This is a genomic window from Massilicoli timonensis, from assembly GCF_900199515.1.
GTDB classification, from domain to species: Bacteria; Bacillota_I; Bacilli_A; order Erysipelotrichales; family Erysipelotrichaceae; genus Massilicoli; species Massilicoli timonensis.
Genome location: NZ_LT963434.1, coordinates 1,335,950 through 1,348,063, shown reverse-complemented (window position 1 = coordinate 1,348,063; position 12,114 = coordinate 1,335,950). Strand labels below are relative to the sequence as shown.

12 protein-coding genes are annotated in these 12,114 nt (G+C 43.3%); 8 read left to right on the top strand and 4 right to left on the bottom strand.

What is annotated here, in order from left to right; genetic code table 11:
* From C1712_RS08700 to C1712_RS08665, 8 genes are all read left to right on the top strand, one after another.
* On the top strand, nucleotides 1-378 hold the full coding sequence (locus C1712_RS08700; RefSeq protein ID WP_102268475.1) for a hypothetical protein: 378 nt from the start codon (nucleotides 1-3) through the stop codon (nucleotides 376-378).
* Between the two features lie 28 nt (nucleotides 379-406).
* A complete protein-coding gene (locus tag C1712_RS08695) occupies nucleotides 407-1,039 on the top strand; it encodes a hypothetical protein (RefSeq protein WP_102268473.1) in 633 nt (210 codons plus the stop codon).
* The gene (locus C1712_RS08690) at nucleotides 1,036-1,233 is read left to right on the top strand and encodes a hypothetical protein (protein WP_102268471.1); all 198 of its coding nucleotides are present in this window, start codon (nucleotides 1,036-1,038) and stop codon (nucleotides 1,231-1,233) included. Before C1712_RS08695 ends, C1712_RS08690 begins: the two co-directional genes overlap by 4 nt.
* Before the next feature lie 122 nt (nucleotides 1,234-1,355).
* A complete protein-coding gene (gene gpmI, locus C1712_RS08685; RefSeq protein ID WP_102268469.1) occupies nucleotides 1,356-2,927 on the top strand; it encodes a 2,3-bisphosphoglycerate-independent phosphoglycerate mutase in 1,572 nt (523 codons plus the stop codon).
* A 263-nt stretch (nucleotides 2,928-3,190) separates the two neighbouring features.
* A complete protein-coding gene (locus tag C1712_RS08680) occupies nucleotides 3,191-4,393 on the top strand; it encodes a peptidoglycan bridge formation glycyltransferase FemA/FemB family protein (protein WP_180963107.1) in 1,203 nt (400 codons plus the stop codon).
* Between the two features lie 146 nt (nucleotides 4,394-4,539).
* On the top strand, nucleotides 4,540-5,364 hold the full coding sequence (locus C1712_RS08675; RefSeq protein ID WP_102268466.1) for a hypothetical protein: 825 nt from the start codon (nucleotides 4,540-4,542) through the stop codon (nucleotides 5,362-5,364).
* Between the two features lie 182 nt (nucleotides 5,365-5,546).
* The gene (locus C1712_RS08670) at nucleotides 5,547-6,110 is read left to right on the top strand and encodes a manganese efflux pump MntP (RefSeq protein WP_102268465.1); all 564 of its coding nucleotides are present in this window, start codon (nucleotides 5,547-5,549) and stop codon (nucleotides 6,108-6,110) included.
* A gap of 42 nt (nucleotides 6,111-6,152) precedes the next feature.
* A complete protein-coding gene (locus C1712_RS08665; protein WP_102268463.1) occupies nucleotides 6,153-7,427 on the top strand; it encodes a replication-associated recombination protein A in 1,275 nt (424 codons plus the stop codon).
* A 91-nt stretch (nucleotides 7,428-7,518) separates the two neighbouring features.
* Here C1712_RS08665 and C1712_RS08660 read toward each other — a convergent pair whose 3' ends face one another.
* The 4 genes from C1712_RS08660 to C1712_RS08645 form a co-directional block, all read right to left on the bottom strand.
* Complete coding sequence (locus C1712_RS08660) at nucleotides 7,519-8,763, bottom strand: ABC transporter permease (RefSeq protein WP_102268462.1); 1,245 nt, start codon at nucleotides 8,761-8,763, stop codon at nucleotides 7,519-7,521.
* Nucleotides 8,747-9,637, bottom strand: coding sequence for an ABC transporter ATP-binding protein (locus C1712_RS08655; RefSeq protein ID WP_102268460.1), 891 nt, complete (start codon nucleotides 9,635-9,637; stop codon nucleotides 8,747-8,749). Before C1712_RS08655 ends, C1712_RS08660 begins: the two co-directional genes overlap by 17 nt.
* Before the next feature lie 103 nt (nucleotides 9,638-9,740).
* Nucleotides 9,741-10,175, bottom strand: coding sequence for a GNAT family N-acetyltransferase (locus tag C1712_RS08650; protein WP_102268459.1), 435 nt, complete (start codon nucleotides 10,173-10,175; stop codon nucleotides 9,741-9,743).
* Nucleotides 10,176-10,647: 472 nt separating this feature from the next.
* Nucleotides 10,648-11,832, bottom strand: a complete 1,185-nt coding sequence (locus C1712_RS08645) for an IS110 family RNA-guided transposase (RefSeq protein WP_102266835.1) — start codon at nucleotides 11,830-11,832, stop codon at nucleotides 10,648-10,650.
* Nucleotides 11,833-12,114 lie beyond the last annotated feature (282 nt).

The window sequence follows — 12,114 nt, the reverse complement described above, 5'->3', positions numbered from 1 at the left end:
ATGAAAAAAAGCAGCTTGTTCGTAATGATGTTTGGAACTACGGGAATGTTGTTATTCTCGCTGGGAATGTGTATGGCGCTTATCTCGCAGTGGCAGGTAATGCCGCTTGGCATTTTTCTCGGTTGTTTGGGTATGGCGCTTTTATTGATCACTTGGCTCATTTACAGAAAAATGGAATATAAAAAAACGATTCGCATTTCTTTGAAGCAGATTGGGGCCGCTTGTATCGGGATTTGCGGTACATTGACGTTTGGAGCAGGCATGTGCTTTAGTATGCTTTGGGAAGAGCTGGTGGCGGGAATTTTGCTTGGCGTGATCGGCATCTTTGTTTTGCTGGGGATGATCGTATTCCTAGTGGGAATCAAAAAGGAAGCGTAAGTGAAGGTTATCCTATCATAACCTGATTATGAACGAAAAAAGATTTATAAATGGTTGGCGGCACCGCTATCAAAAAGTATCGGTAAAAGGCGTATTATGCCTGCACCTTCTTTATGCGGGCTATCATGGGGTATTGGGCATAATGCAGTCATCTATATGGTTTCTTGCACTTTGTGCTTATTATCTGATTTTGTCTGTTATGCGAGTATGTGTCTTATATGCTGATCGACATGATAGGCAGTACTTTATTTGTCAAAAGCAGTTTATCGAAAAGATCAGTGGTGTTTTGTTGCTTTTATTAAGCGTTGCTTTAATGGGCGTCATTGCTATTAGTTTGTCACATGATATTGCGGTCAAATATGATACGATCATGATGATTACCATCGCTACTTTTGTATTTGTTAAGATCGGTTTTGCGATTTGGAGGGCACTGCACCGGCGAAAAAAGCGTTCTGTGAGCATGGAGTTATTAAAAAATATCAGCCTTGCAGAAGCAGCAGCTTCGGTGTTTACACTACAGCGTTCGATGATCGCTTCTTTTGGTGAGTGGGAAAACGGCTGGATCGTGGATGATATTACCGCAGCGGTGGTTTGTCTGTTTGTCATGGGGATCGGGTTCCAAATATTATTTAGAAAGAAAAAAGAGGAGATGAAACGATGACAAGATCAAAATTAGTGGAAGTCAATGCGAATATCGCAGAGAAAGCAGTCAATGCATATGAAAAGATTGAGAAAACCGTTGTAGAAAAATACAACAATATAGAAGATGCGTTTGTGGAACGCTATTTGAAAAAGGAAGGAGAAAGCGTTGCACAGGCAAAAGAACGGCTGAAAAAAAGCCATAAAGAAAAATGATGTGAAATCAGGCTTTATCAGGAGAAGAAAGCTGTAATGAGGGTGAAATAAACGGTCTTTTCGTTGTTTCTGAGTGAAAATTGCGCTATACTAATAAAGTAGAATTAGGAGGAAATCACAAAATGAGCAAAAGACCTGTTGTATTAGTAGTAATGGATGGTGTCGGCATCAGTGAAAATAAACTGGGAAATGCAGTTTTGAATGCTTATACACCGACATTAGATGAATTATTAAGCACTTGTCCTCATACAGCGATCGCGGCACATGGTTTGGCGGTCGGATTGCCGAGCAACGGCGATATGGGAAACAGCGAAGTAGGGCATAATGCCTTAGGGTGCGGACAGATCTATTCGCAGGGAGCGAAGCTGGTAAATGAATCGATCGCTTCCGGTGATATTTTTGAATCGGAAACATGGAAAAATCTAGTGTCTTATTGTAAAGAAAAGGGCACTTTGCATTTTATCGGTCTGTTATCGGATGGAAATGTGCACTCTCATATCGAGCACCTGGAAGCGTTGATCAAACAGGCAAAGGCAGAAGGTGTAAAAGAAGTGCGGATCCATGCTTTGTTGGATGGACGTGATGTGCCGGAAACAAGCGCTTTGCTTTATGTAGAACGCATTGAAAAGTTTATGGCGGAATTAAATGATGATTCGTTCCAAGCATGTATTGCCAGCGGCGGCGGACGTATGAAAATTACGATGGATCGCTATGAGGCAAACTGGCCGATGGTGGAAGCCGGATGGCATACGCATGTATTAGGCGAGGGACGAACATTTGCGAGCGCGAAAGAAGCGATCGAAACCTATCGTGCAGAAAGCGGCGTCGTAGACCAGGATATGCCGGCATTTGTGATCGTGAAAGATGGAAAACCGGCAGGAACGATCGAAGATGGCGACAGTGTGATTCTCTTTAACTTCAGAGGGGATCGTGCACAGGAAATCTGCCGTGCCTTTGATGAAGAGGAGTTTACCCACTTTGATCGGGTGCGCCGTCCAAAGGTGCAGTTTGCCGGCATGTTGCAGTATGACGCGGATCTGAATATCCCGCATCAGTATTTGGCTCTGCCGCCGAAAATTAAGCATACATTGTCTGAAGCGTTAGTAAAACAGGGCATTCGCCAGTATGCGATCAGTGAAACGCAGAAATATGGTCATGTTACGTACTTCTGGAATGGTAATCGTTCCGGCAAGTTCGATGAAGCCTTGGAAGAATATGTAGAAATCAAATCAGATGTCGTACCGTTTGAACAGCGTCCTTGGATGAAATCGGCAGAGATCACCGATGCTTTGGTAGAAGCGATCAAATCAGGAAAATATGATTTCCTGCGCACCAATTATCCAAACGGGGATATGGTGGGACATACTGGTGATTATGAAGCGACGATCATCGGTGTGGAAAGTGTGGATCTGAATCTGAAGCGGGTCATGAAAGCGGTAGATGAAGTAAACGGTATCTTGATCGTAACCGCGGACCATGGCAATGCGGATGAAATGTATGAAAAGCCTAAGAAAGAAGGAGCAGCCTTGAAGGCAAAAACATCGCATACACTGAATAAAGTGCCTTTCATTATTTATGGCGCCGATGTGGAGATTGCCGAAGGAGAATTCGGTTTGGCAAATGTGGCTGCGACGGTCGCAAAGCTTTTGGAAGTTGACGGCGATGAAGCGTGGCTTCCTGCCATCATCAAATAGGGAAAGCACCGAAATAGCAAGCAAAAGCAGGAATGATGATGCATTCTTGCTTTTTTATGTCAATTACAGATAAAGGGGAGTAAAGACATTTGTTTTGGGGAAACTATCCCTGAAAGAGAAACGACTGGCAGCCATATATTGACATTTCAGACAAGCTGTTTATAATGTTGTTAGTAAACAGCGATGTGCAAAAAGCATGAAAAGATCGCTTTGATGACGGAGAACGGATGTGTGAGCGCACATTGATCGAAAGAAGGATAACCATGTATAAACTGATTACGGATTTAGATAAAAAACAGTACGATGCCTTTGTGGAACAGCACCCTTATGGCAGTCTGCTTCAGTCAGCCGGATGGGCGCAGGTCAAAAATAATTGGGATCATGTCTTCTTGGGATATGAGAAGGATCATGAATTGGTAGGGGCTGCGATGGTATTGATCAAGCACTTGCCTTTTGGCCTTCAGGCGATGTATGTGCCAAGAGGACCAATCGTCGATTTTGAAAACCTAGAAATGAGCGTATCCTTCCTAAAAGCAATCGGTAAGTGGGCGAAAGGACGTCATGCGCTCATCGTAAAGTTTGATCCGAATGTTACTTTGGCAGGCTATCACATCGGTGAAGAACGGATCGTTTCTAAGCAGGGAGAAATGCTGGTACAGGCCTTCCGACAAGCCGGCGCTGTCTATCATGGAGAGAACATCGATATGAAGGAAACGGCACAGCCGCGTTTTCAGGCGGAGGTGCATGAGGAGGATCTGGAGAAGATCTTGACCGGCAAACACTTTGCGAAAATGTTGGCGATCGCAGATAAAAAAGAAGTGGAGATCGAAATCGCGCATCTGGAAAAACTAGAACAGTTTAACGAATTGATGCAGATGACCAGCAAGCGAAAAGAAGTCGCCCTGCGCGATGCAAGTTATTATCAAAGAATCTTGGAAACATATGGGGAAAAGGCATTCCTCATGTTTGGCAAGATCCCGCTGCGCAAACAGTTTGACGCGATCTGTGCAGAGTTGGAAAGTGTGGAAGAGCAGCTTGCGCAGTGCCGGGATAAACCGAAGAAACGCTTTACTTTAGAAGAAAAGCGGGCGTCGCTGAAGCGTAATCATGATGAGTTGAAAGACTTGGCAAAAGAACAGGAAACTGCTTATCTTTGCGGTGTTTTGGCAGTGGTGTACGGAAGTGGCAGTGAGATTCTGTATGCCGGAATGGATGAGCGTTTTAAGCGCTATATGGCGCCTTATAAGGTGTGGCTGGAAGCGATCAGGCAATGTTTTGCCAAGGGAGCGAAGATCTGTAATATGGGCGGCGTGGATGGTACGCTGCAAGACAACCTGCTACAATTCAAAGGCAATTTTTATCCGGTCATCAACGAACGGATCGGTGAATTTGACTTATTGCCGTATCCGAAGCTGTACGATGTTTCTTCCAAGTGTCTGCGGCTATTGAAAAAACTGAAAAAATAAACAAGGCTCTTTCACGAAAGAAAGAGTTTTTTGATGCCAAAAGAAAAACACTACATAGGATAAAATAGCCGCAAGAAAGGGAATTGAGTATCAAAACATTATGTGATAGAATGTAATTAAATCAAGAGCGGATAGGAGGAATGACGATGAAAAAGATCACGATGTTTTTTGTAACATTTTGTATGCTCTTTGTAATCGGTGCATGTGGAAGCAAAAAAGAAATTCAGCAGGAAGCGATCGATGCTTATAAAAATGCACTGACGAAGATCATGGATTATCGGTCTGCGGATTATGAATTGGAAGTCAATGCGAAAGCAGACGGACAAAAAGTGAAATTTGCCATCAACGGCGGATTTATCAATGACGGACCGCTGCAGCTGCGCATGAATGCATCTATGTCAGTGTCCGGCATTTCAGTCGATGATTTTATGAGCTTGTATATCAAAGAGGATTACTTGTATATGAGCGCAATGGGAGAAAATATGAAACAGCCGCTGGATGTAGAGGAAAGCCTCAGCTCCTTTAATATCGGCATTGATCCGGAAACGATGATCGATGACAAAGAAATCAAAGCCATGCTGGAAGAAGCGACCATTGACGATAATGAGATCCACATGGTGTTTGATGTGGATGTGATCAATGCAACGATCGAAAAGACATATGACGAAACATCATCTGGAAGCGCGCCGCATTATAATACGATGGAATTTACTTTTCAGATCGATGACAAAGGAATGCTGACATCGTTTTCCATGCAGGCAGATGCAGTACAGGATGAGCAGGAAGTCGTTGTAGAACTGACGCTGAAGATGAAAGATGTCAATCAGTTGGAAGCAATCGAATTTCCGGAAGATCTGGATACTTATTTAGAATCGGGAACTTATGTGGAAAGTGATGGCAGCGATGCTTTCTATGAAGATGAGGAAAGTTTCGAAGACTACTGGTACAGCGATGAAGAGTTCGGTTTCTAGGGAAAACAGTAATTGTAATTTTTGATCGTTCATGGTAGAATAAGGAAGCACTAAGGGAGTAGTTGGCTCACAAGTGAGTAATTAAGCCAACAGACTGACCGCGAGGTCTGGCTTAATAGTTAAACGACAAGACTTATGCACAGTTTTTTGTGCGTGAGTCTTTTTTTACAGGAGGATAGGATATGACATTGCTTTCAGTGCTTATGATCGGGATTGGACTGTCCATGGATGCGTTTGCCGTTGCAGTGGCAAAAGGCATGTGCACACGTGGCGGTAAGACGATTACGACCGCTCTTTACCTGGCATTCTTTTTCGGCTTATTTCAGGCGATGATGCCGACGATCGGTTATTTCGCCGGTATTTATTTTTCTGATTTGATCGCTTCGATCGATCATTGGATCGCCTTTCTCTTATTGGCCGGCATCGGTATCAATATGATGCGAGAAGCAAAGGCGGAAGAAGAAACGGTTTGTGAACCACTGTATTTGAAACAGGTGATCATCTTAGCGATCGCCACCAGTATCGATGCATTGGCGATCGGGATCAGCTTTGCCTTCTTAAAGCTGGACTCCATTTGGAGCGCGGTTGCGATGATCGGGATCACCACCTTCCTTTTGAGTTTTATTGCAGTGTTTTTAGGGAAGTGGCTAGGCAGCTATATTGAAAAATATGCACAGATTTTCGGTGGGATCGTACTGATCGTGATCGGTTTGAAGATCCTGGTCGAGCATCTTTTTCTGTCTTAATGAAATGGAATGTGATAAAATGGGCGATAAGGAGGCGATGTCATGGAACCACTTGCTTATCGGATGCGTCCGCAAACGCCGGATGAGATCGTCGGACAAAAACATTTGATCGCACCGGGAAAAGTTTTGCGTCGATGTGTGGAAGCAAAACGCTTGTTTTCGATGATCTTCTATGGTCCTCCGGGCACCGGGAAGACAACGATGGCAACCGTACTGGCACAGTCGGTCGGTCTGCCATACCGTATGTTTAATGCGGTCAGCGGCAACAAAAAAGATCTGGATCGTCTGTTTGAGGAAGCAAAGCTTTATCCGGGGCTGGTCGTGATCATTGATGAGGTACATCGCTTAAATAAGGATAAGCAGGATCTATTGCTTCCTTATGTTGAAAAAGGGATGATTACCATGATCGGCGCAACGACTGCCAATCCTTATCATGCGATCAATCCGGCAATCCGCTCTCGCTGCCATATCTTTGAATTTTACGCGCTCAGCACTGCGGATTGTGTAACAGCACTGCGGCGCGCATTAGAAAGTGAGAAAGGATTGAATCATCTGGTTGAGGCGGACGACGCGCTGCTTTCACAGATTGCAATCAAATGCGGCGGTGATCTGCGGCAGGCGATGAATGTACTGGAACTTTGCGCATATGGGTGTGAAAATGGCATCATTGAAGAAGCAGCGCTTGATCTGTATCTGCAGAAAGGACAAAGACTGCTGGATAAAAACGGAGATGGCTACTATAACGTACTGAGTGCATTTCAAAAAAGCATACGCGGCAGTGACGTCGATGCGGCGCTTTATTATTTAGCGGCAATGATCGAAGCACAGGATATGGATGCGATCGAAAGAAGACTGCTGGTATGTGCCTATGAGGATGTCGGACTAGGCAATCCCGCTGCCGTTGCGCGCTGTGTGAACGCGATCGATGCGGCTAAACGAGTAGGCTTCCCGGAAGGCAGGATCCCTTTAAGTCAGGCAGTGATCGATCTATGTCTGTCACCGAAATCAAAATCGGCAGAAGCCGCAATCGACAAAGCGATGCAGGCGCTGCATCAATATGGTCTGCAAATGCCGCCATATCTGCATTATACGCCGGTTACTTTAGCCGAAAATGAACGCTATGACTATGGGCGCAGCGATTTGTGGGATCAGATCCAGTATTTACCGGATCCGTTAAAGGATGCAAGCTTCTATACCCCGCAGACCAATAGTCAGTATGAACAGGTACTGGCAGGCAATCTAAAGAAATTAAAGCGGACAAAACGCACAGCTTCTCTTGCTCAACTGAAAAAAGGAACAAATCAAAAAGCCGGATGATAAAGCAGATCCTTTTCATGAATATGATCTTTTGTGATCATGTCTGAACAAGGATCTTTTTGTTTGTCTAAAACAGACAAGGTCTGCTGCACTAGGATCGTTTACATATTGCTTTCATGATTTGTAAAAAGCCTTTATTAGAATAGTCGAGCACGCCGCGCTGATAGATCGCACCGCCATAATGCAAAACCGCCGTAAGCGAAGCGATTGCCAAAAAAGCCGCCAGCAGAAACTCCGGTACGGTTACGACTGTCATCAAAAAGCGACATGGCATCATCAGCATGGATAAAAACGGCAGAAACGACAAATAATAGCCGATGCCCTGCGACATGTGCTGGGGATCGTTAAGCGATAAAGTCAGATAATAAACAGCAATCAAGATCATATAGAAAGGCGCTTGGATCGCCGCTGCTGCCTCAATGCTGGAGATGAAGCTGGAAATAACGACCAAAAGCATTTGAATGAGCAGCATGCCTGCCAGTAAAAAGAAAGCGATGCCAAGCAGCAGAAGCAAAAAATCGAAAGATAGATCGATATGTGCGAGTACCTGTGAAAAAGTCGCTTCTTTGATCGACAAAATCTGCAAGCTTTTCGCAGCTTTCAACAAGCCGCTTCCGTTGTCGATCTGCCATCTGATCAAGGTCCAAAAAAGCAAACAGCCGCCACTGATCGCACACTGTAACAGCACGGTCAGCCAGCCGCTCAGCAGCTTGCTTAAAAAATGCGTTCGCGCACTGACGCTGGTCAAGATCAGCTCCAGTGTTTTCGTCGCTTTTTCATAGACGACCTCATTGGCAACGGTTGTCGCAAAAGAAAGCATCATGAAATAGATGCCGGTAACGACCATAAAGACGATACCTGCCCGCTCTTCCTGTTTTTGTGCCGTTGTTTTTTGATGCAGCACAAGCGGTTGCGCATACGCAATCAAAGCCGCTGATTCCTTGTTTTCTTTTAAGATCTGTGTCTGTCGATACTGTTCTAACAAACTTTCCAAAGCCACGATTTTCATTTCATCAAGCGGATATTCACTGTGCAAAGTAAATTCACCGTCATAAAAGAGCACATATTCATATTGCTTTTTCGCCTTGTTTAGTGATCGTGAAGTCGGCTGAAAATAGAAAAACGACTGTTTTGTTTCATTTAGCTCCTGTACCATCGACTGCGGCATCGCCACCGTATGAATATTGATCGAGTTCAGCATGCTTGGCATAAAACAAGTGATCAAATGGTCCGCAAATAACAAAAGCGCGCAGGCAGTAAACAAGATCAAATTGATGAAGATCTGCGTCTTATTGAAAAAACGGCGCCGCAGAGAAAATTTAATGAGCTCTTTCATCCATATACCCTCGAATCAGCTCCCGCAAAGAAGGCAGACTGACTTGTATTTCGTAAATATCATCACGCATCAGCTCTTTCATGATCATGGCAGCTGTGCGTTCATGATCGACACGCAATGTCGTATAGCCGTTTTCTTCATGTACATCCAGTACGCCTTTTTGATCCAGCCAGTTGCGTCCGCATTGCTTAGGGAACTGCATGATGCGCCCTTGTCGTTGTTGCTTTAAGCGCAAAAGATCACCTTGAAAGATCACATCACCATGATAGAGATAAAGCACGCTGTCGCAGTATGGCTCCACACTTTCATATTGATGGGAGGAGATCAAAATGATCTTCTGCTGCTTTTTCAAATAAGTGATCAGCGCCTGAAACAGCTGCACATTTTCCAGATCCAAACCGTTCAAAGGTTCATCGAAAATGATGATTTCCGGATCGTGGATCAATGCGCAGATCAACTGTACTTTCTGCTGATTGCCCTTGGAAAGCTCGGCGATCCTGCGGTTGCGATAATGGGTGATGCCAAGTCCTTCCAGCCATTTGCGCATCCTCACTTCGATCAATGCATCTTCCATCCCTTTTAACCGTGCCAGATAGCGTATCTGTTCAAAGACTTTCAGATCGCGCAGCAGGCTGCGTTCCTCCGGCATATAGCCCATGAGCGTGCTGGGATACTCGCGGATCGCTCTTTTATGATAGAGGATCGTGCCTTCGCTTGGTTTTAACAGTCCCAGCAAAATGCGGAAGGTCGTTGTTTTACCGCTGCCGTTGCTCCCTAAAAATGCCAGCACACTGCCTTTTTTGACCTTGACGGATAAGTGCGCGATCCCTTTGTGCTGATCATAGTATTTACTGATATTTTTTAACTCTAACATAGCATCACCTGTATCTGATATGTGTGCCTTTATGAAATAATCCTAAAAAAAACTGCATGAAAATTCATACAGTTGATCAAATCCCCCTATTTTTTGTTTGTGGCTAAAACCATTTGATAAAATGCTTTAAGTCGCGTTTAGAGTCGAATCCGTTTTTTACGAAGAACTCCCTTGTGATGATGCGGGAAGTATCGGCGATCATACGCATGCCCATGAATCCGAAAGAACGGATCTGCTTTTCAAATTCATCATAAAGCTGCTGAGAGATCGCTTCACTTTCTTCGATTCCCTCTTTTATGACAAATGCTAAGATATTCGCCATTTTATCCGCATAAAGCGTTTCATAGCGCGTTGCGTGCGCATAAGCGATTACCGTTCCATCCGCTTCTGCCGCCAGCATGACATCACTGCTGGAATAAAGCAGAAAATTGATGCGTGCCGCAATCTTATCCGCCGGATAAGAATAGCCGAGCTGTGTGTTTAATGCCTGAATATCCGCCGCGTCCTCCGGCTTCATCCTTCTGATTACAAGTTTCATTTCTAATCCCTCTTTTTCTTCAGTCCCGAATAAGTTTAACATAAAAATACAAAAAACGGTAACAAAACTTACATCATTTTATCACTTTTCGGCTATTATCGGTGTTTTTCCTTAGTATTATGCCCTTATTGAGGCTTCTCTATCTCATAAAATATACTTTTTACGCTAAAAGCCAATAAACCATCACTGCTGAAAACAATCATTTCCTGATAATCAGGAAGAAAAAGACGTGTTTATGCTTCTTTTATCAGTTGGGACAAGTTGCCTTGTTTCGCTTTTATGATTATAATGAAAGAAACACAGAGGAACAAAAGAAAGCTAACTATATAAAAATCAAGTAAATTGTATGAAAAAGTCTGAAAATAAAAATTTATTGAAGTTAGTTAGCTGAAGTTGTCTCGATCTTTGAAATAGTGAATAAAAAGGCATGACAAAAAGAACTTAGTAGAGGATCTAAGAATTTAGTAATGACTTATTTTAAAAGAGTTGAATCAAACGGTTGATTCGTTATTACCAGATGATAGATGATCCGAAGTAACTTTCGTACACAGTGTCCCTGAGCGCAACGATGGCCTTTCCCTTGCGACAACTTGAGATGATAGTATTCGTTAAATACAGGATTGTAGCGAATAACAGGTAAGATCACCTGATAAAGTGTTTTGCGAAGATATCGTGATCCCTTCTTGGTAATGGCTGTATGTTGGGCTTCATATTGACTTGATTGATGCTTATATGGGGAAACACCGGCAAATTTGATGATTTGAGACGCCTTAGAATAGTTGCGTAAATCTCCTAATTCAGCTAAAATAGAAGTACCGGAGAAATGTGAGATTCCCGGTATGGTGAGGATAGGAGAGTTAAGTTGCGTGCTGAACTCTTCTATTTTTATATCCACATCGTTGATTTGTTCTTTGATCAATTCGATCAAATCGATCAGATGACGTATTTCGATCACTTCAGCCTTTGAAGGAAACCCGATCGAATGCTTAGCAGCTTCTTTTAATTTTTCCGGTGTCAGTGAAATAGTGCGGCCGTTCCTATTGGTTTCGAAGCATTTGCGAATATTGCGGATATCGGCATGAGCAATAGCATTCGCACAGCCAAACGCTTTTAAGACCTTCATATATACAGTTCCATACTTGGATTTAAACAGGGAGTTATATTCAGGAAAAACGATATCAATACATTTCTGAAGCTTATTGGCATATACGTTTAATTGTTCCTTGAGATCGTGATGTTCACGGGTCAGACGTTTCTGCTCATAAAATTCAAAATTATTGATTTTAGAAATCCTGTAACCCTTTTTACGAGGACTGGAAGCCAGGACATCACAGATGGTCATGGTATCCAGGTTGTCGTCTTTGGTAGGATTTAGTTGCATCTTTCGGGTAAGATCGGTCGTTATGGGATTGATGAGTGCAACGGTATAACCGGAATCGAGTAAAAACTTCAAAAGGTTGAAATGATAATGGCCTGTATCTTCCATACCGATCAGCAATTTGTCTTTGGGATAAAGCTTGATGTTGCCCATCAGAAAATCAAAGCCTTGTTTATTGTTTTTAAAAGAAACAGGACTGACGAGGATTTCGCCATTGGAAGAATCCATGATGCAAAACATGTGAGAGAGCTTACCGACATCGATTCCAACAAGAAACATAAAAACACATCCTTTCTGAAATAAGAGTATGTGAAGTGAAGAAACCACAGCACTTAGACCATAAAACCTGGAACGAGATACGAATTCAAAGACTCATCTAACTCATCATTATTTTGGAATAAGGAGTGGTAAGAACCTTTCTAAAGTAGTCAGAGCCACAAGGAGCAATACAAATCCACATTCACATATTTCAATCATACAGACAATGAACCCCGTAATCAACCACGGGTATAAAGGTTGATAGAAAGGAAAAGGTATGTTGTAATGACTTTTAGATGAGTC